Source organism: Microcystis aeruginosa FD4 (genome assembly GCF_009792235.1).
In the GTDB taxonomy this organism is placed as follows: Bacteria; Cyanobacteriota; Cyanobacteriia; order Cyanobacteriales; family Microcystaceae; genus Microcystis; species Microcystis viridis.
Map to the genome: position 1 here is coordinate 2,621,889 of NZ_CP046973.1, position 22,211 is coordinate 2,644,099.

Annotated in this window: 19 protein-coding genes, 2 pseudogenes and 1 riboswitch; of the genes and pseudogenes, 10 read left to right on the forward strand and 11 right to left on the reverse strand. The window is 39.5% G+C overall.

What is annotated here, in order from left to right; all coding sequences use genetic code 11:
• Positions 1-325: 325 nt before the first annotated feature.
• Positions 326-1,753 (reverse strand): glycosyltransferase, encoded by a 1,428-nt coding sequence (locus GQR42_RS13350; RefSeq protein ID WP_158200335.1) that lies wholly within the window; start codon positions 1,751-1,753, stop codon positions 326-328.
• Between the two features lie 211 nt (positions 1,754-1,964).
• Between GQR42_RS13350 and GQR42_RS13355 the strand changes: the two genes are divergently transcribed.
• Positions 1,965-3,200, forward strand: a complete 1,236-nt coding sequence (locus GQR42_RS13355; RefSeq protein WP_158200336.1) for a bifunctional sterol desaturase/short chain dehydrogenase — start codon at positions 1,965-1,967, stop codon at positions 3,198-3,200.
• 241 nt (positions 3,201-3,441) lie between these two features.
• On the opposite strand, the gene GQR42_RS13360 is transcribed toward GQR42_RS13355, so the two are convergent.
• Positions 3,442-4,386: an NAD(P)-dependent alcohol dehydrogenase gene (locus tag GQR42_RS13360; RefSeq protein WP_158200337.1), complete on the reverse strand. Its 945-nt coding sequence runs from the start codon at positions 4,384-4,386 to the stop codon at positions 3,442-3,444.
• Positions 4,387-4,388: 2 nt separating this feature from the next.
• Positions 4,389-4,775 (reverse strand): hypothetical protein, encoded by a 387-nt coding sequence (locus tag GQR42_RS13365; RefSeq protein ID WP_158200338.1) that lies wholly within the window; start codon positions 4,773-4,775, stop codon positions 4,389-4,391.
• Positions 4,776-5,201: 426 nt separating this feature from the next.
• Between GQR42_RS13365 and GQR42_RS13370 the strand changes: the two genes are divergently transcribed.
• A complete protein-coding gene (locus tag GQR42_RS13370; RefSeq protein WP_158200339.1) occupies positions 5,202-5,732 on the forward strand; it encodes a universal stress protein in 531 nt (176 codons plus the stop codon).
• Here the strand turns inward: GQR42_RS13370 and GQR42_RS13375 are convergent.
• Both GQR42_RS13375 and sppA read right to left on the reverse strand, forming a co-directional pair.
• Positions 5,722-7,881 carry a ComEC/Rec2 family competence protein gene (locus tag GQR42_RS13375; RefSeq protein ID WP_158200340.1) on the reverse strand — a complete coding sequence of 720 codons (2,160 nt, stop codon included), beginning with the start codon at positions 7,879-7,881 and terminating at the stop codon, positions 5,722-5,724. The genes GQR42_RS13370 and GQR42_RS13375 overlap by 11 nt on opposite strands.
• A 53-nt stretch (positions 7,882-7,934) precedes the next feature.
• The gene (sppA, locus tag GQR42_RS13380) at positions 7,935-9,749 is read right to left on the reverse strand and encodes a signal peptide peptidase SppA (RefSeq protein WP_158200341.1); all 1,815 of its coding nucleotides are present in this window, start codon (positions 9,747-9,749) and stop codon (positions 7,935-7,937) included.
• Between the two features lie 670 nt (positions 9,750-10,419).
• Between sppA and GQR42_RS28770 the strand changes: the two genes are divergently transcribed.
• The 5 genes from GQR42_RS28770 (at position 10,420) to GQR42_RS13390 (ending at position 12,940) form a co-directional block, all read left to right on the forward strand.
• Positions 10,420-10,557 carry a hypothetical protein gene (locus tag GQR42_RS28770; RefSeq protein ID WP_233271391.1) on the forward strand — a complete coding sequence of 46 codons (138 nt, stop codon included), beginning with the start codon at positions 10,420-10,422 and terminating at the stop codon, positions 10,555-10,557.
• A 107-nt stretch (positions 10,558-10,664) separates the two neighbouring features.
• Entirely contained in the window at positions 10,665-10,763 is a 99-nt protein-coding gene (locus tag GQR42_RS29540) for a P-type ATPase (protein ID WP_257792646.1), read from the forward strand.
• A gap of 11 nt (positions 10,764-10,774) precedes the next feature.
• Complete coding sequence (locus tag GQR42_RS28775; RefSeq protein WP_257792638.1) at positions 10,775-11,299, forward strand: P-type ATPase; 525 nt, start codon at positions 10,775-10,777, stop codon at positions 11,297-11,299.
• Positions 11,300-11,331: 32 nt separating this feature from the next.
• Positions 11,332-11,955 carry an HAD-IC family P-type ATPase gene (locus tag GQR42_RS28780; protein ID WP_233271410.1) on the forward strand — a complete coding sequence of 208 codons (624 nt, stop codon included), beginning with the start codon at positions 11,332-11,334 and terminating at the stop codon, positions 11,953-11,955.
• Positions 11,956-12,271: 316 nt separating this feature from the next.
• Positions 12,272-12,940 carry a DUF305 domain-containing protein gene (locus GQR42_RS13390; RefSeq protein WP_158200342.1) on the forward strand — a complete coding sequence of 223 codons (669 nt, stop codon included), beginning with the start codon at positions 12,272-12,274 and terminating at the stop codon, positions 12,938-12,940.
• 26 nt (positions 12,941-12,966) lie between these two features.
• Here GQR42_RS13390 and rppB read toward each other — a convergent pair.
• Together rppB and rppA are read right to left on the reverse strand one after the other, a co-directional pair.
• Positions 12,967-14,061: pseudogene (gene rppB / locus GQR42_RS13395) on the reverse strand (two-component system sensor histidine kinase RppB); the annotation flags it as partial.
• A gap of 271 nt (positions 14,062-14,332) precedes the next feature.
• The gene (rppA, locus tag GQR42_RS13400; protein WP_158200343.1) at positions 14,333-15,022 is read right to left on the reverse strand and encodes a two-component system response regulator RppA; all 690 of its coding nucleotides are present in this window, start codon (positions 15,020-15,022) and stop codon (positions 14,333-14,335) included.
• Between the two features lie 517 nt (positions 15,023-15,539).
• Here rppA and GQR42_RS13405 point away from each other — a divergent pair.
• Positions 15,540-15,818: a YnfA family protein gene (locus GQR42_RS13405; RefSeq protein ID WP_158200344.1), complete on the forward strand. Its 279-nt coding sequence runs from the start codon at positions 15,540-15,542 to the stop codon at positions 15,816-15,818.
• Positions 15,819-15,920: 102 nt separating this feature from the next.
• Here the strand turns inward: GQR42_RS13405 and GQR42_RS13410 are convergent, their stop codons facing one another.
• From GQR42_RS13410 to cobG, 4 genes are all read right to left on the reverse strand, one after another.
• Positions 15,921-16,127 carry a hypothetical protein gene (locus GQR42_RS13410; protein ID WP_158200345.1) on the reverse strand — a complete coding sequence of 69 codons (207 nt, stop codon included), beginning with the start codon at positions 16,125-16,127 and terminating at the stop codon, positions 15,921-15,923.
• A 71-nt stretch (positions 16,128-16,198) separates the two neighbouring features.
• Positions 16,199-16,903, reverse strand: coding sequence for a precorrin-2 C(20)-methyltransferase (gene cobI / locus GQR42_RS13415; RefSeq protein ID WP_158200346.1), 705 nt, complete (start codon positions 16,901-16,903; stop codon positions 16,199-16,201).
• Positions 16,900-17,526, reverse strand: coding sequence for a precorrin-8X methylmutase (locus tag GQR42_RS13420; protein WP_158200347.1), 627 nt, complete (start codon positions 17,524-17,526; stop codon positions 16,900-16,902). Before GQR42_RS13420 ends, cobI begins: the two co-directional genes overlap by 4 nt.
• A gap of 1 nt (position 17,527) precedes the next feature.
• Positions 17,528-18,952, reverse strand: a complete 1,425-nt coding sequence (gene cobG, locus GQR42_RS13425; protein ID WP_158200348.1) for a precorrin-3B synthase — start codon at positions 18,950-18,952, stop codon at positions 17,528-17,530.
• A gap of 57 nt (positions 18,953-19,009) precedes the next feature.
• A riboswitch (cobalamin riboswitch) is annotated at positions 19,010-19,150 on the reverse strand.
• A 700-nt stretch (positions 19,151-19,850) separates the two neighbouring features.
• On the opposite strand from cobG, the gene GQR42_RS13430 reads away from it, so the two are divergent.
• Together GQR42_RS13430 and GQR42_RS28785 are read left to right on the forward strand one after the other, a co-directional pair.
• Positions 19,851-21,908 carry a Calx-beta domain-containing protein gene (locus GQR42_RS13430; RefSeq protein ID WP_158200349.1) on the forward strand — a complete coding sequence of 686 codons (2,058 nt, stop codon included), beginning with the start codon at positions 19,851-19,853 and terminating at the stop codon, positions 21,906-21,908.
• A gap of 34 nt (positions 21,909-21,942) precedes the next feature.
• Positions 21,943-22,101: pseudogene (locus GQR42_RS28785) on the forward strand (hypothetical protein); the annotation flags it as partial.
• Positions 22,102-22,211: the final 110 nt, after the last annotated feature.

Below are 22,211 nucleotides of genomic sequence, written 5' to 3' on the forward strand. Positions count from 1 at the left end.
ATCATGCTTGCTACCAATAATGTGTTAATTTAGATACAGAATTGAATTCCGTGACAGCACTGGGGTAGCGAAAAGCGCTCGCTCCAGTTTTTTTATCATCGGTTAGTCGAGAATTAATAGCAAGGTCGAGAAGGTCGTCACCGACCTCCTCTCCCATTCAGAACTGTACATGAGATTTTTACCTCATACGGCTCCTAGTTTGACTGTTCCATTGTTAAGGCATTGAGATTGACATCCTCACCGCAACAAAGCCTGAAACTCCTGAGTCGGAGACTCCTGACTCCTAACCCCACCAACAAACTTTTTTAGCAAACCCTAATTGCTCTTAGACCTCGGCACTGAGATGTTCCCCCAGATGAACGGTTTTCACCCATTTTAAACGTTTAGGACGCAAAGCCATCCGCAGGCTGACACTGGGAATAATAATAAACCAGTGCATCATATAAATCATGCCGCGAATGGTTTGAGCAAGGATGTCTAAACCGAGAGCAAAAGTGAATTTTTTACCCGTATTAACTCGGATTAATCCTGTCACCATTCCCCAGACAGAAAGGGAAAGAGCTAAACCAGTTAAAGGAGTTAAAATCGGGGCTTGATGACGAGTAATAGTGATTAAAAGATCGGGAATAGCGGCCGCAGGTAAGATATATTGAACGATCAAAAAAGCAATTAAATCAAACTTTTTCGGCCAAGGCATGGGAGACTTTAAAATTGCTTTCCAATAGTCGAGATAACGCTGAAAACCACCTTCGGCCCAACGATTGCGCTGATGCCATAAAGCGATCGCAGTTGTCACCCCTTCTTCCGCTACTGCGGGAAAATTTAAGATATTAATTTTCCAATTATCGATATGGAGACGAATAGTTAAATCAAGATCGTCGGTGATCGTTTGTTCATTCCAACCCCCGCAACGATTTAAGGCACTACGACGGACAAATTGACCATTTCCGCGCAATTCTCCGATCCCTCCCACCGCAATCCGTTGCTGTTGGAAACAGCTATCAAAGATCATTTCTACCGCTTGTCCTTTTGTCCAGAAGTTTTCGGCGGCATTGGCGATCGCTTTTCGCACCTGTACCGCACCCACTTCTCGAGTGTCGAACATCGGCACGACATGACGCAGTAAATCGGAGGATAATCCCGCATCCGCATCGAATACGCCGATAATTTCCCCGTTAGTCAGGGATAAAACCTGATTCAAGGCGCCAGATTTGCCACCTCCGGCATTAGCAGGACGATGGAGAATTTTTAATTGGGGATATTCTAAAGCAAGGCGATCGAGAATTGCACCGGTGTTATCGGTGCTATAGTCATCGACGATCCAGACTTCTAACTTATCTTGGGGATAGTCTAGATGACAGAGATAATTAACCAGCTTCGTGATTACGGTTTCTTCATTTTTGGCCGCTACTAAGAGGGAAACCCTGGGGACAGAGGTTAAATCCCAATCTGGTAAAGGAATTGGTGGCGTTTCTGGTTTCGTGAACAGCAGCCGCAAAGCTTGCGCCGATAGTACCATAGTTAGGGCGATAATTGCCCAATAACCCCAACTCAGCCAATGAAGTGCGATAATTATTGTCCAGATCGCCATGAGGCTAAAAGCCGCTTTCTGTCTGCGTCCCGATCGGCCTTGAAAAATTTCGCTCCTAAATTCCTCCTCCTCGTCTTCGGGATCGGACCAGTCAGATAGGAGGGAACCAATCGGGTCTAATTCTTCGTTATCATCCTCTCGCGACCAATAATTTTCTGCCATAATCGACTCAGGTTAAGTAACTGTTCCAGTAGAAGCTTATTTCTTGCTTTATTTTACCGAAAATTGTTAAAATTTTTAACGGAATCTTAAGTTTTTTCGGGAAAGAAACCCCATTTTTTCAGGCTATTGGTTCCTTTTTCCCGATAAATGCGCTTTTTCGGCTAAGATTGCTTTGTTTACATTCGTTGAGAAAATTTAACATTTATCCCCTATGTCAAACCTGCTCCTCTGTGTCGGACTGATTTGTGGCTCAATTATTTGGGTGGAGATCGTGCGTGATTGCTATCATGCTCTGGCCCACCATTGGCAGCCCCTTTATCGTCTGCACGTCTGGCATCATCGGGTTTTTCGTCCCGATCTGTCGGTCATGAGCGAGGAAATTTATCGCAAGGCGCACTGGTACAATGATGTACCAGAGGCCTTGGTCATGTTGGCTTCTAGTGTTTTACCTGTACTACTGGCCTACTCTTGGGGGTTCGATCGCCCTTGGTTGGGTTGGTTAGGATCGCTTTATACTTTGGCTTTTCTCAGTACGGCGATCGGTCGAGGTTTAGGTATGGCAAATCTGGACGAATTAACCGATTTAACCCATCGTCCGGGGCAATTTGAGAGTTTACCGGCTCCATGGCGCGTTAATCGTACCTACCACTGGCGACACCATTTTGATAACCAAAAGGCTTATTATTGTGGAACTTTCACCTTTATGGATAAATTGATGGGGACGGCACTTTCTCTCAAGGGTAAAACGATCGCCATTACCGGAGCGAATGGAACTTTAGGGCGATCGCTGTTAAAGTACCTACAACTGAAGGGAGCCAAGGTGATCGCGCTCACTTCCGGGGAGAATGCGATCGCTATTGAAATTAACGGCGAATCCCTACCTGTAAAAACCGTAAAATGGCAAATCGGTGAAGAAACGCAACTTGAGAACCTATTTAAGTCTGTAGATATACTGATTTTAAATCACGGCGTTAATGTCCACGGCCAAAGAACCCCAGAAGCGATCGAATTAGCCTACCAAGTGAATACTTTTTCGGTCTGGCGTTTAATGGAATTATTCTTCAAAACTGTCCGCACTAACGAGCAAATTGCCCGCAAGGAAGTCTGGGTGAATACCTCGGAAGCAGAGGTTAATCCTGCCTTTAGTCCCCTCTACGAACTCAGTAAACGAGCGATCGGTGATCTGATTACCCTGCGTCGTTTAGATGCTCCCTGTGTGGTGAGAAAGCTAATTCTTGGCCCTTTTAAGAGTAATTTAAATCCTGTGGGTATTATGTCCGCTGATTGGGTGGCTAAACAGATTATCAAGGCGGTACAAAGAGATAGCCGCAATGTTATTATTACTATTAATCCCTTGACTTTTATCACCTTTCCAATTAAGGAATTCTCTGTTTCTACTTACTTAAAATTATTTACTCGTTCCCCAAAAAATCGGGAAAATACCTAACTATTGATCAAGTTACAGGGTTTCTAATCAAATGGTGAGCAGCAGAAGTTATTAAAAGAGGGCGAATGCAATTCGCCCCTACAATAACATTATCGCGCCAATGGACCGTGGTCAGTGAGTTTATCGAACTGCGTGCGCCCAAAAAATGTTAGGGGCCGATTGTCTCGGAGTCTCGGAGTCTCCCCAAAACGAAAACCTCATACCCCACCATTAAGATAACTGCTATCAGCCTGATTTATCCTTAATCGGGGATCAAGACTATTTTTCCGCGCACTCTTTCCGATTCACTATAATTATGAGCTTCTACCACCTGGGAAAAAGTATAGGTGCGATCGATTCTAACAGTTAATTTTCCCGATTCGATCGCTTCTTTGAGAAATTGCCAGTCAGACGCTTGTGCTTGAGCAAAAAATATCAGTTTCCCTTTTTGGGGCAACCAAGCACCGAGATAATTTAAGAGGATAATCCCTGGATTTGGTAGGGTGGTTATATAGGTTCCTTGAGGTTTTAAAAGCTGACGACAGTGCCAAAAAGAAGACTTAGCCACAGCATCGAAGATTATATCATATTTATGCTCAGTTTTTCTCCAATTTTCTTGGGTATAATCTATAACTTTATCTGCTCCTAAAGAGGTGACATAATCGATATTTTTACTACTACAAACTCCATCTACTTGCGCGGAGAAAATTTTCCCTATCTGCACGGCAAAGCTACCCACTCCTCCCGATGCACCATTAACTAAAATCCGATTTCCTGCTTGAATATTGCCAAAATCGCGCAAGACTTGCAAAGCGGTAGAAGCAGCCAAAGGAGTGGCGGCAGCTTCAATAAAACTCTGATTATGCGGTTTTTTAACTAACAGGGAAGCGGGAATAATTGCATATTCAGCATAGGTTCTACCCGGCAATTGATTGAGAAAACCAAAAACCTCATCTCCGATCTGAAATTGTTCCACCTGACTACCTTTTTCAACGATAATTCCCCCATAATCAAAACCTAATTGCAGGGGAAACTTATTACCTGTGGCTATTTTGAGCATTCCCCGACGAATCTTCCAATCAATCGGATTAATTCCCGCTGCCATAATCTTAATTAAGACTTCTTTCGCTTGGGGAATTGGCTTTTCTATTTCTGTGTATTGGAGAACATTACTATCGCCATAGCGATTAATGATAATAGCTTTCATAATTAAGAAAAAAGTTGATAAAATAGTAGGGGAGCAAAAGTAATGATCAGGAGAACAAAAATCCAAACTCGTCCCGCTAAAAGATTATAATCTTGCCCTAATCTTGACCAAGAGTGACCGGCGATAAAATGACCGAACAGAAACTCAAAACCCACTGTTAATACTAACCAAATTAAACCGATAGTAATTGCTTGACCAGAGGATTCTAGACCACAAAAATAGACAAGAGTGCCAATATAAAGGCTAAAAAAGAGGATTCCCGTCAGGGTAGAAATTTGATGAGCGCGCAGTTCATCGAGATATTTTCCGTAGGTGCTTTCCCTGAGAATACCGTTACTAATTCCTATTACGATCATCGGGAGCCATGCAACAATGTAGCGACTAATCATAAGTTGTTGGTTTAGAACTCGCTCTAATTTGGATTATATACTGCAGCTGCTCTGGGAAAATCTGTCAAGGCAAGAGAAAAAGACAAAAATTGCATTTATCCGATTAATTGGCCATTTTTCTAGTTACGGCGTTTCTCATAAAGATGAAGTATAACCTGATCGGGTATCGTCTTGGAGTCTCCCCAAAACGAAAACCTCATACCTCACTATTAAGATAACTGCCATAAGTTAGGACAAGGGGTGACAGTAGGGTAAATTGTTAATTTTTTTGGTAATTCAGCTATATTATCCTAAAAATGTCACACTAGAGGTAGGGGATCGTCAACTATCAGTCAACAGCTTTCAGCAATTTTCTGCTATTTCCCCGGGGTATTGCTGGCAATGGTTTTTATCCCTGAGCTTATCTGCTATCGAGGAGGCAATTCTATGAATAATACGGAAACAATCTCAGTCGATCGAGATACCAACAAACTCTATAATAAAATTCTCGTGGCTGTGGATTATCAAGATGTCACTCCAGAGGTATTGAATACGGCTATCCTCTTAGCGAAAACCTACGCTAGTGAGTTGCGGATTATTTATAGTCTATCTAAACCTTTGACTCCCTACACGGAAACTTTTATTTATGGTAATCTGATCGGTTATGGTGGCGGTTATCCCCCCGATATGATCGCCTTAGAACAACAAATCACCGAAGAAATGCAGGCGGAATTACAAGCTTGGTTAAACGGTTTAGTCGATCGAGCTAAGGAAGATAATATCACAGCCCGGGCTGATTATTATATTGGTGATCCGGGACAGAAAATTTGTCAAGTTGCCCAGCAAGAGGGGATAGATTTAATTATTGTTGGTCGTCACGGTCGATCGGGTTTATCTGAGTTAATCTTAGGTAGTGTCAGTAATTATGTGGTGCATCATGCTCCCTGTTCAGTTTTGGTGGTACAAATTACTCATTAATTAGAAAGGGTTGAAATCCATTTTTTGCTGTCCATTGAATCGCTCCATCTCTCCCAGTCCAGTAAGTCTTAATACCGGCTTTTCTCAGTTGATTTCTGGTATTACGGGAGAGATTGTTAGTGACAGCGATCGCTGTTTGAGGTCGAATTAACTCTAACCATTGTTTATCTAGATTACTTCCCTGCCATAATAACACTAGGGGGCTGACTTCTTGGGATAAATTAACGGGATTTTTCGGGTTGACAATCCATAGCCAGGATTGATTTTTTACCTGAAATTTAAATAAATTTTTCTCGAGCAATTGTCCAGTAATTTCGCCGAGATTAAATTTTTCTAACTGGGATAAATTAAGAGTCTTTTTGATCGGTATGCTCTCACTGATAGTTGAGAATTGCGCCGAATTATTGACGGTTATTGCCCCTTGTATTTGATTAATTCCCTCCTGTCGCAAAAAGGGCAAAACTGTATAACGTGCTGTTGCGGGTTCCTCCCCATTAATTAAGAGAGTATTTCCTCGATTTTGAATAATTATTACCGGCTGCGATTTGGTTGCTAAAACTGTCACTTGAGTTAAAGTTAAATGCTGATAAATAATCGGTATTAAAATTACAGTGAGGATAAATAAACCGATTAAATGCCAGCGTTGACGAAACCAGATATTAAAGCAGATTAAGGTAAGGCAAATATAAATAATTAGCATCACTCCTAAAGATAATTTACCCGTGGAGTAGGTACTAAAAGGAAGCAGACTAAAAAAGGTGGTAATTTGCAGTAATAACTCTAGAGGGTAATAGAGAATACTAGCGCCGATACTGCCCAAAGGGGGATAAATTAAGCCTAAAAAAGCAGTAAAAACTCCTCCTAAACTAATTAGAGTAATTAGGGGAGTTGTGATAATATTAATCGGGATATTATAAAGAGCGATCGAGTTAAAGGTATACATTAATAAAGGCATAGTCCAGAGAGTAGCAGCTAGACTAATAGCTATAGGTTCAGCGATTAAATTAGGTAAATAGTCAATTTTATTTTTCAGTAAGGGAACGGTAATAATTAATCCCAAAGTTGCTAAAAAACTTAACTGAAATCCTAAATCCCAAATCCAGAGAGGTTGCCATAATAATAGCATGGTAGCCGCTAGTAACAGGGAGCCTAAACTATTAACTTGTCGATTATAAAGCAGACCGATTAATGCACCAATTCCCATCAAAATCGCCCGCAGAACTGAAGGTTGTAACCCTGTTAAAGTGCCGTAAATTATTAAGATACTAACGGCAATAATAAACTGTTTTTTGGCGGATAAATTGCGAGTAACAGTTAAAACAAATCCCAACAAAATAGACACATGAAAGCCAGAAGCGGCTAAAATGTGAGCCAATCCAGTTTTAATAAATAAATCAGTGATTTTTGCTGGTAAATTAACCGCTTGTCGTCCGAGGGTAATCGAACTTAATAAAGTCCCTTTTTCTTGGCCCATTCCTTGAATTTGTGCCTCAACAATGCGCTGACGAATCTGCCAAACTCCCCAAGTCGGTGATTTTTTATCGATAATTATTTCCCCTTTTAAACCAGCAAAAGCACCCTGACGCGCTAGATAATTAGCAAAGTCAAAAGCATTGGGATTATTCGCACGACGGGGACGATAAAGTAATCCTTTAACTGTTATTTCTTGTCCGGGGTAAACCTGATTTTCTGCTAGATTTGGTAGAGTAACGTAGAGTTTACCCGTGGATTTTTCCTTTGGTAAATTCTTGAGGCTAAATTCTTTTACTTCTAACCAAAATTGCAAATTTTCTCGGCGATTGAGACGAATTTCTGATATAATACTGCCCGTGATTTTAATAGAGTTAACCACATTATTTTTTAAAAGATGACTGATATCGTTTGCGCTGGGGTAAGGAGTGCGAATTTCTAGATAAACAACGGCAAAGATAGCTATTAATCCCGCTATCAGCCAAATTTTTTGCGGGGGACTTTGCCACCAAAAACGACGGATAAAAGTTGTGGTTAACAGGGTAATTAGACTAATAATAACAATTCTAATTACCACTTCTTGCCATCGGTTTAACTGCGGACTAAAATCTAGCAGACCTGTAGATAACAATCCCAAAATATAGGCTAAACCGAGAATAACGCTATTAGGGCGATTCATAGAAATTTTTGTCAAACAATTTCAGAATTAGCGGGCATTATTTTTACCTAATATCAGCGAAAATCGAGATTAAAAAGTAACTTAGCATAAACACTATGGGGATCATTAAATGTAGGTAACTTCAATAATTCCTGCTGAAAATTTTGCCATTCCTGCGTCAAAGGGGGATTATTTTTAGTTAGAGGAGGAAGATAGGTTTGCAATAAATTAGAGACAAGTTCTTCTTGCCAACTTTGCGATCGAGGATATTCTTTAAGACTCCAATCATCTCCTAATTTAGCTGTTTTGGCCGCATATTGTACTGCCACTTCTAGACCACCAATTTGATCAACTAAACCAATTTTGACCGCATCTTTTCCCGTCCAGACACGACCTTGGGCCACAGTTCTAACCTTGTCTGGGGATAATTTTCGCCCCTGGGCCACCGTCTCGATAAATAAATCATAGAACCGATTAACTGCCGCTTGATAAATTTCTAATTCTTGGGGATTTTTCGGTCTGGTAATAGTAGATATATCAGCTAATTGTCCAGTTTTTACCGTGTCCCAATCGATGCCATTATTATTAGCAATCTTCTGAATATTTAACAATAATCCAAACACACCGATCGAACCAGTAATCGTATCATTATCGGCAAAAATTCTTTGACCCCCCATCGCAATCCAATAACCCCCAGAAGCTGCCACATCACCCATAGAAATAATTACTGGTTTTTTCGCATCTAAACGCTTAATTTCCCGCAGAATCACCTCAGAAGCGGTGGCACTTCCCCCCGGACTATTAATTCTCAAAACTACCGCTTTTACCTCCTCATTCTCTTGTAATTTTCGCAGTTCCTTAGCCAATTTATCCCCACCGATTTCGCCTCTATTTCCCTGACCTTCTACGATTGTTCCTTCTGCATAAACTATCGCTATTTGATCGCTACTATCTCCCCCCTCATCATCGAGAGAACTAGCATAATTAGCTAAAGAAATTTGCGAAAAGGAGCCAGAATTTCCCTCCTCATTAGTTTTATTTTTTGCTTCTCCTGTCAACTCCTTTGCTAAAGCAATTACCCGATCTAAATAGGCCACTTCATCAACAAAACCCGCCTTTTTCGCTGTGGTTGCTTCCAGAATACCTTGAGTATCAGAAATAGTTTGCACTTGTTGGGGGGGTAAATTGCGACTTTTGGCCACTGTGGCACTATAATTAGACCAAATTGTATCGAGTAGGGTTTGCAGCTGCTGACGATTCTGGACACTTAAATCCTGACGCGTATAGGGTTCCACTGCACCTTTAAAAGAACCCACTTTTACCACTTGCACCCCCACACCATATTTTTCTAGTGCATCGGCAAAAAAGGTTTGTTGACTAATTAAACCATTAATTTCCATTCTCCCTACGGGATTAATAATCACCTTTTCAGCAACGGAAGCGAGATAATATTCCTTTTCCGTCCATTCCACATCGTAGGCGATAATTTTTTTACCCGATTGGCGAAATTTTGCCAAAGCTTGCCGCACTTCCGTCAGGGTAGCATAGCCATATTCACCGACAGTGCCGCGACCGTAGAGCAACAGACCAACAATATTATCATCAAGGGCGGCCTTTTCGATCGCCGCTATCACTTGTCGCAAATTTAAAGTGGTCGTACTCTCACCGGTCAAACTATCGGCTAAACTGGAACTAGGGGGAGCATCGCTGATATTGGTGGCTAAGTTAAAGACTAAGACTGATTTTTCCTTAACTGAGGAGCTATCGCTAGAATTAAGGAAAGAAAGCAGTAAAAATGCTAATCCCCCCACACCTAGGGCTGAAAATACCAATAATCCCAATAAAGTTCCCAAGCAACTAGCGAAAGTTTGTTTAAAAAACTGCCCCATCGGTTTTCATCTGCTACTAATTATCCTGCTTCCTATTGTAGGGATTCCCCGCCCAGAAACAAGTTTTTTATCCGCAAACAAATGTACTAAAAAACTTGTGGATAGTGAGTGGAGTTGTGAGGGGTCAAGAGATCAGCTAAGATTGTGATAGACCTGACTGCCTGACAGAAGTAGGGGAAAGCCAATATCGGAGATTGTCGGTATTAATCCAGTATTTAAACAATTTCTCCATAAGTAGTCGTGCAAAATTAATTTCCTAGTCGAGACAGGAGACTCCGAGACGGGAGACTCCGAGACAGGATACAGCTATCAGGGATCGGATTTGAGTTTTCAGTTCACTGTTTACTGATCACAGCAGAAAGCTGACGGAGTAACAACTTGTATCAGAGCAGTGAAAGCTGTTGCGGTTCTAGTCACGACCATAACCACCATAGTCATGTTCCTAATCATGCTGTCGAAGATTTTAACCTCAGAAAAGAAGTAATGTCCGTTGTCTTAATTAGTATTTTGTTTATAGTAGGGTTTACTTTTGAAAATCAATACATAATACTTTTTACTCTATAGCTGAATATATAGTATTTATTACCGCTGATCTTTTCGTAGGTTGGAATGTCTTAATGAGTACGGAAAAAATATTGTAAGACTAAGATTTTTTGATGAAAACTGTTTAATGAACCTAGCAACTTTAGGAGCATTAGCTATTCACAAGTTACCCGAAGCTGTGGCTGTGATGCTATTTTTAAAAATTGGCGGACTTTTTCAAGATTTAGCGGTCAGTTGTTCTCGCAAATCTATTAAATTTTTATGAGAAATTCGTCCTGATTATGCTAATCTTATAATTAATGATACCATAGAAAAAGTTTCTCCATAAATCGTCAAAGTCGGGGAATTAATTCTTGTCAAATCAAGAAAAAAATACCTTTAGATGGTGAAATTATTAAAGGAAATTCTCAAGTTAACACCTCAGCATTAACAGGAGAATCAGTACCACGCACTGTTATAATAGGAAAATAGTATTAGCAGGAATGATCAATCAAACGGGAGTTTTAACGATTAAAGTTACTAAACTTTTTGGTGAATCTTCCATTGCTAAAATTTTAGATTTAGTGGAAAATGCTAGTAATAAAAAAGCACCTACCCAGAAATTTATTACTAAATTTGCTCAATATTATACTCCAGTAGTTGTCTTTGCTTCCTTAGCAGTTGCTTTAATTCCTCCTTTATTCATTCCTAATACCATCCATGCTGAATGGGTTTATCGGGCGTTGATTCTGTTAGTAATTTCCTGTCCTTGTGGTTTAGTAATTAGTATTCCTTTAGGTTATTTTGGCGGTGTTGGTGGTGCTGCTAAAAGGGGAATTTTAGTTAAAGGAGCGATGTATCTTGATTCCCTTGTGCAAGTTAAAACAGTAGTTTTTGATCAAACAATAACTTTAACAAAAGGTGTTTTTGAAGTAACAGAAATAGTACCTGAAAAGGGATGTACTGAAACGGAATTATTATCCTTAGCATCACAAGTAGAAGCTCAATCTAATCATCCCATAGCATAGCCCAATCTATTCGCAAAGCTTATAATCAATCTATTGATAATTCACAAGTAGAAAATTATCAAGAATTAGCAGGTTATGTAATAGCTGCTTTAGTCAATGGTAAATCTGTGATTGCTGGAAATGATAAATTTTTGCATCGAGAAAATATTGAACATAATACTTTTGATGTTGAAGTAACAGTAGTTCATTTGGCAGTAGATAATAGTTATATTGGCTATATTATCATTGCTGATAAGATTAAACAAGATGCAGTTTCAGCAATTTCTCGATTAAAACAGTTAGGAATTGAAAACAATGTTATGTTGACAGGATATAATAAAATTATTGCTTATCAAATTGCTCAAAAAATTGCCATAGATTCCTATGCGTCTGAATTATTACTAGAGGAAAAATTAGAATATTTAGAAAAATTAATCCGTCAATCTCAGGGTAAAGATAAAATTGCGGTAGTAGGTGATGGTATTAACGATGCTCCTATTATTGCGAGAGCAGATTTAGGTATGGCCATGGGTGGTTTAGGCTCAGATGCAGCGATTGAAACAGCAGATGTAGTGATTATGAAAGATGCACCCTCGAAAGTGGCTGATGCGATTAAAATTGCTCAAAAAACTCATACAATTGTTTGTGGCAAAATATTATTTTTGCTTTGGCTATAAAAGGGTCATTTATTATTTTGGGGGCTTTTGGGGTGGCAACTATTTGGGAGGCAGTTTTTGCTGATGTTGGGGTAGCTCTGATAGCGATTTTTAATGCGACTAGAGTGATCAGAAATTAAGACCTTGCTGATCTTAGGAATGAAATAAGGATAAATCGCTAAAAACCTTTTTTCGGAAATATCTCAATCTTATTTCATTCTGATTTCATAATTAGAAGCTATCATTGAAGAATACTAGCTATAAAGCATTTAATTTAGCTATCAGTCAAATAGGCTTTTACCTTGTAATCCATGATTTATCTTAAGAGGAATGTGTTATGAACAGGAAATTATTAGTTTATAGTCTTGCTGGTTTCTTTACAGGTAGTGCTGTTACCGCTTTAGCAATATTACCTATATTTAATCCTCAAGCAAATTTTTTGATTCCATCACTTTACTCTCAGACTCCTTCACCTAACAATACTCCGATGATGGGGGGAATGATGAATGAGCAACATTTTATCGTGATGATGATTCCCCACCATGAAGATGCGATCGCAATGGCTGATTTAGCCTTAAAACGCGCAACACACCCCGAAATTAAGGAATTAGCGCAAGCGATTAAAACCACCCAAACCCAAGAAATTGCACAGATGCAAAGCTGGTATAAACAGTGGCATGGTATTTATGTACCAAAATGGTCGCCTGGTATGGGAATGAATGGTATGGGAATGAATGGTATGGGAATGAATGGTATGGGAATGAATGGTATGGGAATGAGAATGACTCAAAGTGATCTAACTGCGCTGGAAAATGCGTCTGACTTTGACCGTGCTTTTATTGAGGATATGATACCCCACCATCAAATGGGTGTAATGATGACCCAAATGATGTTAGGTAATGATAATAACCATCCAGAAATGCAGCAATTAGGACAAAATATTATTAATGCACAAACCGCAGAAATTAATGAAATGCAGCAATGGTATCAGAAATGGTATCAATAAATTTTGGTTTTTGCCATATTTTCAGTTCAAATTATGGGGAGTATCAGGGTAAAAATACTCCCTTTTCCCAGTTCACTTTTGACTTCAATTTTTCCTTGATGACTTTGCGCAATCGCCTTAGCAATAGATAACCCTAAACCCGAACCTCCTTGACTTCTACTTCTAGCTTTATTAACCCGATAAAAACGGTTAAAAATCAGGTTTTGTTCTGTTTCTGGAATGCCAATTCCTGTATCTATAATCTTAATTATAGCTTGGTCATTTTTCTGATTTAAATTTAAAATTACTTGACCTTTTGCTTCAGTATAATTAATAGCATTGATCACTAAATTAGCAACTAAACGATATAATTGTTCTTCATTACCCCTAACTTTTAAAGATCGTTCAACTTCAATTTGTTTAATTAAGTTAATTTGATTAATAGTAGCCAAAGCATAAAATTCTTCATAAATATCATCAATTAAATCTTGAATATTAACTATATTTTTAGTAATTTGACTGTTGATTTCTAACTTTTGATCTATTCGACAAAGCATCAATAAATCAGCTACTAATTGGGAAAGTCTTTGATTTTGTTTATTGAGGTTTTGTAAGGTTTCTTTGGCTTCTATTTCCGTGAAAGTATCAGCCATTAAAGTTGATTCTATAGTCGCCCTAATTGCTGCTAAAGGAGTGCGTAATTCATGGGCTGCATCGGCGGTAAATTGTTGAATTTGTTGATAAGATTGATAAATAGGCTGCATCGCTTTTCGGGCTAAATACCAACTAAAAATTATTACTAAAATTATAATTATCGGTAAAATTAATAAAATTAATAACTTAACAGTTTTAACATAATTATCAAAATTTTGTAAATTTCTACCGACTTGAATATAACCCCAATCTTGACCATTTTTATTATGTAATTCTATAGTTATTTGACGATAACGAACTTGATGAATATCTTTTAAATATTTTAATTCCTGATCACTATAATTAATCTTTAATCCTTCAGGTTGAATCCCAGAAATAGCCCCTAAATTATATTTTAAATCAAAAAACTGAAAATAATATTTTTCTTGATAAATTGCACCTAATAAATGATAATTATTGGTTCTTTCAATACAATCACTATTAGTTAAACATAAATTAGGTTAAATATTAATAACATCTTGCTTTAAAACTCCAGGTTGTTCTAAAATTGGTTCAAGACTATCATGGATTGTACCAGCTACGGTTTTTAATTCTTGATTAATTGTAATGCGATGAGCATGAGCGATCGCTTGATAAACTCCTAAACCTGATCAACCGAGAATCATCGTTAAAATTCCTGCATACCAAGTAGTTAATCGCCACTTTGTTTGAGAAAATAATTGATTTTGTTTCATACAAATTTCAGAATTGAGATAACTATTAACTATTAAATCTATAACCTAAACCATAAACAGTTTCAATTAAATCATCACATTGATATTGAGCTAGTTTCTTGCGTAATAATCTAATTTGAGCAGCAACCACATTACTAACAGGCTCTAAACCAATTTCCCAAAGTTGCTCTAAAAGCTGATCTCTTGTTAAAATTTGATTAGGATGACGCATAAAATATTCTAATAATTGAAATTCTTTGCTAGTTAGTTCAATAATTTTAATATTTTCCGATGATTCCCTATATTTTACCGTATTAGTAGCATAATCTAAAGTCAAATTACCTACCTCTAGCTGTTGCGGTTGTAATTGGGGAGAGCGTCTTTGTAAAGCTCTAATTCTTGCTAATAATTCTACCATCCCAAAAGGTTTTACTAAATAATCATCCGCACCAGCATCTAAACCAATTACTCGCTCTTCTAAACTATCTTTAGCTGTTAACATTAAGATCGGTAAAGGATTATTTTGTTTTCTTAAACGTTTAATTAATTCTATCCCAGATAGATGGGGTAACAACCAATCAAAAATACCTAAATCATAGTTTAAAGATGGTGTCTCTAAATAGTCCCAAGCTTGTTGACCATCTAACACCAAATCAACAATATAATTATGTTGATTCAGAGTTTTTTTAATAGCATTACCTAAGTCTGGTTCGTCTTCAATTAAGATTATTCTCATCTTAAAATCTAGGAATTATAAGAACAATTATGAAAATTTTTAGATAATTTAAAAATTCTCTTACGCTTTATAAGCTTTTTCTCATTTAAAACAGTTATGTAACACAAGCATCCTACTTGTAACAGGCTAGAAGCCCGTGTTACGAATACCCATTTTAAACGATTAACAGCTTATTATACCATTGATATTGAGTAGTCAGAAAGATTAAAGTAAATTTACTATGAAGTTTTTACCTAAAGTTAGCAAAAATGTTTGAATTTTAGGATTTGTCAGTCTTCTGACAGATATTAGCACGGCAAGGATTCATTTAAGTTAAGTGGGTGGGTGGAATTAAATATAAGATGAACGTAGGTTGGGCTTCGGCCGTGAGATCAGCGTTCGACAAAAGCTCACGCCGAGGTCCGAACGGTTGAAGCATGAAACCCAACGCCCGATTATGTTACGAAGTGCGCTAACCCATCCTACAAATAATTGTGCCTACCTACTTAAAATTTAAAATTTACCCAAGAAAATAGTTATGTTTCAGTCTTTATTATTGTTTATCCTAGCAGGAATTTGTGAAATTGGTGGCGGCTACCTATTTTGGCTCTGGTTACGAGGGAAAAAAAGTATTTGGTTTGCTATTTTAGGAGTATTTATATTAGCTTTATATGGTATTGTTCCCACTTTACAACCCGTTAATTTTGGACGAGCTTATGCGGCCTACGGTGGTATTTTTATTATGTTATACCATTTTTCAAAAGTAATGACAGAGATGGTTATGCCTGGTACATCTCAATTTTGTCGAAATATCTAGATGACATTTTGGGCGCACGCGGTGCGCCCCTACCATTGGCGCAATGATATGATTGTAGGGGCGAATTGCCTTCGCCCTCTTTGAACAACTTCTGCTGCTCACCTATAGGTGAGAGAAAATCACCAGCAGGAGATGCACCCGGTTATGCCTGCTACGAATAAAGAAAAATGGTATTAGGGGTGGTTGTGTCTGCTGGTGCAACAAAAATTCAGCGATCGCTATTACATAAGGCTCAAATCCGAGAGCATCATTATTAGTCGCTTGATCGCTGACGCTAGTATTGCGGATAGATTCAGGAGAAAAAGACATTCTCATAATATCATCTAAACCCTATAGGTTCTGTCAGGTAGGGAATAGAAGATTTAACTATGTCTATAGAGTTATTGGGGTTTAGTTTTACTAGGAATCAGAATTAATGACCAGTAGGTAACAGCCTCTGGATCGATTTCGGTAATCGGAATAATTTGCTGATTGGGTAAGGTTGCTCGTTCGATGTAGAGGGCGCGTTCTAATAATCCTAATTCCTGGAGAATATCACGAACTTTAGCGAAATGTCTGCCTAATTTAATAATCGCCGCTGCATCGATAAATGCTAGGCGATCCCGCAATATTTCCGCCTCTAAAGTAGCCGGCATGATACTAAATACGTCATTTCGATAAGTGATAGGTACACCCAGCATTGCTGCACTTGCCATCACTGAAGAAATCCCCGGCACAACTTCAATGGAAAAGCGATCGCACAAGCGATTAAAGATATACATAAATGTGCCATACAACATCGGATCGCCCACACATAAAACCGCCACATCTCGACCTAAGTTTAACTGTTCGGCGATATTTTCCGCGGCAATATCATAATGAGGTTGAGAACTGCGCTCGACACTAAAAGGCAAAGGCATGGGAATTTCTATCTGCTCGGGACGGATAAAATCCGCCACAATTGCCCTTGCCAAAACTTTGCCACTTTCTAAGGTAGGATAGGCAATTACCGGAACAGTTGTGAGAATCCGGTGTGCTTTTAGCGTCAACAATTCGGGATCACCAGGCCCGATTCCTAATCCATAAAGTTTGCCTAATTTATTCATAATTCGTTCTCTTTTGCTAAAGCATTGACTGCTGCTGCTGCGATTGCGCTGCCTCCCCTACGTCCGTGCAGGGTAATAAATGGCACGCCACGACTATTAGTTGCTAATTCTGTTTTCGACTCTGCCGCTCCTACAAATCCGACGGGAAACCCTAAAATCAAAGCTGGTTTATCTACATTTTGATCGAGCAATTCTAGTATGCGAAAAAGTGCTGTCGGTGCATTACCAATAGCTACCACCGCTCCAGCTAAATGAGGTCGCCAAAGTTCTAAAGCGGCAGCGGAGCGGGTATTATTAATTTGCCGTGCTAACTCGCTCACTTCTGGGTGATTGAGGGTACAAATAATCGGATTATTTTTAGGTAAACGGGCTTTGGTAATGCCATTAGCGACCATTTGAGAATCACAGAGAATTGCTGCACCCCCAGCGAGGGCATTTCGTCCGATTTTAACCGCGTCCGGTGATGCTTCTAAATCTTCTGTTATGTCTGTCATCCCGCAGGAATGAATTAGACGAACCGCCACATGAGCTAAATCATCGGGGAGATTTTTCCAGTTAGTTTCAGCCCGAATAATAGCAAAAGATTTGCGGTAAATTTCCTCACCATTCTTAATGTATTCCATTCTATTCATCTAAATTTTTCGATTTTTGGGAGCTTAAAATTTGGGCTATGAGCGGGAGAATATTGGTAAATTCTCCCTCAAATATGGGTGTTTCTAAGAATTTTTGACTATCACCCAGATAGACTTGATAAGCTTCCAGTATTTGGCCATTTTGCTCGATAGTAGTTCCTAAAAGGGTAATTTCGGCTGGACTTGGTTGAGCGCAGGATTTAGCACAACCTGTCAAATGAATATTAACAGGAGAATTGCAGGTTAAGCGTTCTTTCAAATAATCTGCTAGGAGAGAAGCATGAATTTGAGTTGCAGTGGCCGCTGCTGCACAACCCGGTTTACCGCTACAGGCAACTATCCCCGCATCCCATCCGGGAGAAGCGGATAATCCTAGTGATGCCAGTTTTGGCAACAATTCTGACACTTTTTCATCGGGAATATCGGGTAATATAACAGTCTGCCAAGGGGTTAATCGTAACTGACCACTGCCAAAAGTTTCTGATAGTGCCGCTAATCCCCATAGTTGATTAGCCGTCAATTGTCCTAATCTTAATGATAGGCCAATATAAGACAATCCGGGTTGCTTTTGAGGATGAATTCCCAGATGAAAATAGGGTTGAGTGGAATGGGCAGCTTGCTGGTATTCTTGCCGTTGTATTATTCCAGTAGAAGTCCGCTGTAATTGAGAGTTAACTTGTTCGAGATATTTGGCCAATCCCCAATCTTTGAGCAGGTGTTTCATCCGCGGTTTTTTCCCCTTGATATTAGGGGTTTGTTGAACATAATCGAGATAAACCGTTACTAAAGCTTTGACCACAGCTAAACAGTTTTCTGGCTCAATTAATAAGTCCGTGTCGTATAATTGTTTATCTCCTGCGAGTGCTAATCGAAAGCAAACAATAGAAGTTAAATTTGTCGGATTCTTGAGGGCAATTGCTGACAGATGAATCTCGTTATAGCGGTGTTGCCAGGCCATAGTTGAACCGGTGCCAATTCCCACTGCACCACCGCCATCGATCCCGATACTAAATTTAGGACTTAGTTGGGCAATTGATGGATAATTTTGGATAAAATTATCTAATTCTTGGACTAATGGACGAGTATCGATCAATTCTTGGCAGTCAATTCCGGCAGTGGGACTAGACATGATGTTACGCAGATGATCGATACTGGGATTATGGGCAGCTAACCCTAATTTTTGCAGGGTTTGAAATTCTTCTAAACTGGGGGATTTTTGCAGTCCGCGAATTTGCAGATTTGCCCGATTGGTAACTTGTATTGTACTCTGCCATTGTTCGAGCCAAGTGGCGATCGCTTTTCCCTGTGGAGAATTGAGCCATCCACCGGGGGTGCGGAGACGAATTAAAAACCCATCCTGGGCAGCAGTTCCATAAAATAAACCTGGACAAGCATTTGCCTTAACTAACCAATTCACCGTTGTTTGTTCTCCATGCGACGCAGAGAAGTAGTTAGAAAATTAGTTGTCTATACTACCGATCAAAAGCTTGTAATTGGCATTCTGACTCGCAAGGAAAAAGGGAAGATGTACTCTTTTTACTTTTTACTTGATTACAGCTGCGGCACAGTACCAGAATTGCACTGGACTTTCCCAAAGACAAGTTTAAGGATTATACCACAGTTTGAGTTTTGGCGTTGCTAGATTAAAATCAGCTATACGCCGATTCCTCTATCCATCTGGCACAGACAACTCCTTTTAGAAGATGTACCAGACTGAGCCTGAATCCGCCGTAGTAATTACCCAATTATCTTAAGCACCACAAGCATTTCAGCTTTTTTCAGCAAGCCCTAACTACTGTGATTGTTAAAAATTTCTTTCTTTTTTGTTACAGTTTCTAACATTGCCTATAGACTCAACGTATTGACATTTTTTTCCCTTTGGGAGCATCTCATTTATGCAAGTGAGTAATTATACTTATCCATAAAACTGGTTTCTAGCAAGGCTTTCAAAATAGCTTGACATAATACCAAATTTCTAAATCCATGACAGACATCCACGCTCGAATGCTTGCCAAGCCTGCATTCGTTGTGACGCGAATAAAGAAAATGGTATCCTATTGGTGATTTTCTCTCACTTAAGGTGAGCAGCAGAAGTTGTTCAAAGAGGGCGAATGCAATTCGCCCCTACAATAATATTATTTCGCCAATGGTAGGGGCGCACCGCGTGCGCCCAAAATGTCATCTGGATATTTCGACAAAATTGAGATGCACCAGGCATAACCATCTCTGTCATTACTTTTGAAAAATGGTATAAACACCTGATTTAGGGGTTACAAAGGTGAGATGCTCCCCATTTTTTGTTTGGGAACAACACAATGAACCAATCTCTTAGGTTTAGCCAAATTCTCTCCCAATCTCTGGAAAGCGTATCTTACTCTCTTCAGGAATTCGCTACCAGTCCAGAATTTATTGACAAGATGAGACTTGCCTTTGGAGACAGTTTTGTGACGATTACTGCCCTTAACTTGGCACAAGATTGGCAAAAAGGTAATATAACTTTACCTTCCATTGAGATTCTTCCTGCTACGACCCTTAATGGTGCTTATGCCGGATATCCTAGTGCAACGAATACGATTCCTGATAACTTCATTATTCGTTATGAAGGAAGGAATATCTTAGAAACAGGATTTGTTGGAGGAAGCAAGACGGGAACGGTTCAAATTCCTGAAGGGGATTCTGATCAGTTAGAGATCATTGTAGCAACTAATGATGAAGGAACAGCATGGAATTATACGGTTGAAACCATTGCACCGGGGTTAAATATACAAGATGCTTATGTTGCTGTAGCAGAAGGAAGTAATCAAACGGCAACCCTTAAATTCCCTGTGATTCTCTCAGAAGCGGTTGATGTAGAAGTTACTGTTAACTATTTTACCCTCGTAGGAACGGCAGTAGATGGTGTAACGGGGAACGACAGAATAGATTACCGACCCATTACAGGGACATTAACCTTTGCCCCAAGAGAAACCAGTAAAGAAGTTGAAATCACAGTATTAGGAGATACCCCTGTTAATTATGGAGGCAATGCTAATTTTGAGATTTTCGCAAGGGATACAGCGTATCAGAATTGGGATAAAGGAGACGATATTGACTTTAACGGTAGTTTGTCTTATGGAGATTTAGGGTATCGAGTTGATCAATTTTTCAACGATGGCAGTACAGGTTTTCAGGCAACAGGATTAACTTCGGATGAAAATTTCTTTGTTTTAATCAGCAATCCTGTCCATAGCGAAATTAGCAAAGAGAGTGACCAAGAAAAAGATCGCTTATTGACAGATTTAGAAGAATTTCTCGGTCCAGATTTTGTAAATTCATCCTCCTATCAGAAAGTCCAAGAAACTCTTAATAATTTAGAAGCACAGGATACCTCTTGGGCGTTTGCGACGGGAACAATTTATGATGAAGGAAAAGCTCCCGTTTTGGCGATTCGGGGGACACAGCCCGATCAATTAAGAACAGATGTCTGGGATGATGCTAATCCCAATGGTATTGGTTATGGTCAATTTACGGCTAATCGAGGGGGTGTTAATCAATGGCTTGAGGAAATAAGTCAGCCAGAGGATAATCTCTCGGTAAAACCCCACATTACAGGTCATAGTTTGGGTGGAGCATTAACCCAATGGGTAGCGGCAGATTATTCTTCTCAAGGTGCTTTAGGAGATATTGTTACGTTTAATGCCCCAGGTATTTCAACGAGTGCGGCTAATAGTTTCGGTGGTGCAGAAAAAGTGACTCACTATATCCCTTCTATCGACATAGTGAGTATGGCAGGATTTCGTTACATTTCTGGACAATATGTTTTATCCAATCAATTACTTGTCCCTTCCTCATTTCCTAATCCTGTTGATGCCCATCTTCATCCTGTAATTATTCCAAAAACTGAGTCGAGTGGCTTGACTAAACCAAGTGGTTTAGGAATAGATACAGTTGGTAGCACAAACACTCTCAGCAGTGCTTTTTTTACCTATTTACCAGATCCTGATTATTTTGCGATTCAGGTTATCATCGCAGGATTAGGGGCAATCACGCCTATTCCAGGGGCGACAACAACAGGGGCTTATGTAGCGAGTGTATTAACTTTTCGTGGCACTACAGAAATAAATCGTCAACTCATTGGGGCTGTCATTTACGGTATCGATTATGCCATTGAATTTGCTAAAGCATCTGTTCAAGCGGCTTGGAATGCTGCCAAACAATGGGGACAAGATGCTTGGAATGCCATTACAGGGTGGGGAGAAAATGCTTGGGGTGCAGTGAGTAATTGGACAGTAGAGGCTTGGAATGCCACAACAGAATGGGTTAATCAAGCTTGGGATGCCACAACTCAGTGGACGAGTGATGCTTTGGCAAGCGACAACAGCATGGACTCCTGAAACTTGGCAAGCGACTATTGATTGGACAGATGATATGTGGCAAGCCACTGCTCAACTGGATAGTACAGGGGATGAAATCCTTTTTGGGACAATTGGCAATGATAATCTAAGTGGCAACGCTGGCAAAGATATTCTGGATGGGTTAGCCGCAAATGATCTTCTTGATGGAGGAGAAGGGGATGATATTATCAAGGGAAGTGGTGGCAATGATACCCTAACAGGGGGGACGGGCAGCGATAGTTTTGTCTTTGAGAGTCCCACAGAAGGGATAGATACTATCGAAGATTTTGACAGTAGTGAGGG

Coding starts and splice junctions, on each gene's coding strand:
- GQR42_RS13420 (WP_158200347.1), bottom strand. CDS start 17,526: ATGGAATACATTAAGAATGGTGAGGAAATTTACCGCAAATCTTTTGCT.
- GQR42_RS13365 (WP_158200338.1), bottom strand. CDS start 4,775: ATGATTAGTCGCTACATTGTTGCATGGCTCCCGATGATCGTAATAGGA.
- GQR42_RS28770 (WP_233271391.1), top strand. CDS start 10,420: ATGAACCTAGCAACTTTAGGAGCATTAGCTATTCACAAGTTACCCGAA.
- GQR42_RS13375 (WP_158200340.1), bottom strand. CDS start 7,881: ATGAATCGCCCTAATAGCGTTATTCTCGGTTTAGCCTATATTTTGGGA.
- GQR42_RS13410 (WP_158200345.1), bottom strand. CDS start 16,127: ATGTCTTTTTCTCCTGAATCTATCCGCAATACTAGCGTCAGCGATCAA.
- GQR42_RS13360 (WP_158200337.1), bottom strand. CDS start 4,386: ATGAAAGCTATTATCATTAATCGCTATGGCGATAGTAATGTTCTCCAA.
- GQR42_RS13405 (WP_158200344.1), top strand. CDS start 15,540: ATGTTTCAGTCTTTATTATTGTTTATCCTAGCAGGAATTTGTGAAATT.
- GQR42_RS13370 (WP_158200339.1), top strand. CDS start 5,202: ATGAATAATACGGAAACAATCTCAGTCGATCGAGATACCAACAAACTC.
- sppA (WP_158200341.1), bottom strand. CDS start 9,749: ATGGGGCAGTTTTTTAAACAAACTTTCGCTAGTTGCTTGGGAACTTTA.
- GQR42_RS28775 (WP_257792638.1), top strand. CDS start 10,775: ATGATCAATCAAACGGGAGTTTTAACGATTAAAGTTACTAAACTTTTT.
- GQR42_RS13350 (WP_158200335.1), bottom strand. CDS start 1,753: ATGGCAGAAAATTATTGGTCGCGAGAGGATGATAACGAAGAATTAGAC.
- GQR42_RS13355 (WP_158200336.1), top strand. CDS start 1,965: ATGTCAAACCTGCTCCTCTGTGTCGGACTGATTTGTGGCTCAATTATT.
- GQR42_RS13430 (WP_158200349.1), top strand. CDS start 19,851: ATGAACCAATCTCTTAGGTTTAGCCAAATTCTCTCCCAATCTCTGGAA.
- GQR42_RS13390 (WP_158200342.1), top strand. CDS start 12,272: ATGAACAGGAAATTATTAGTTTATAGTCTTGCTGGTTTCTTTACAGGT.
- rppA (WP_158200343.1), bottom strand. CDS start 15,022: ATGAGAATAATCTTAATTGAAGACGAACCAGACTTAGGTAATGCTATT.
- cobI (WP_158200346.1), bottom strand. CDS start 16,903: ATGAATAAATTAGGCAAACTTTATGGATTAGGAATCGGGCCTGGTGAT.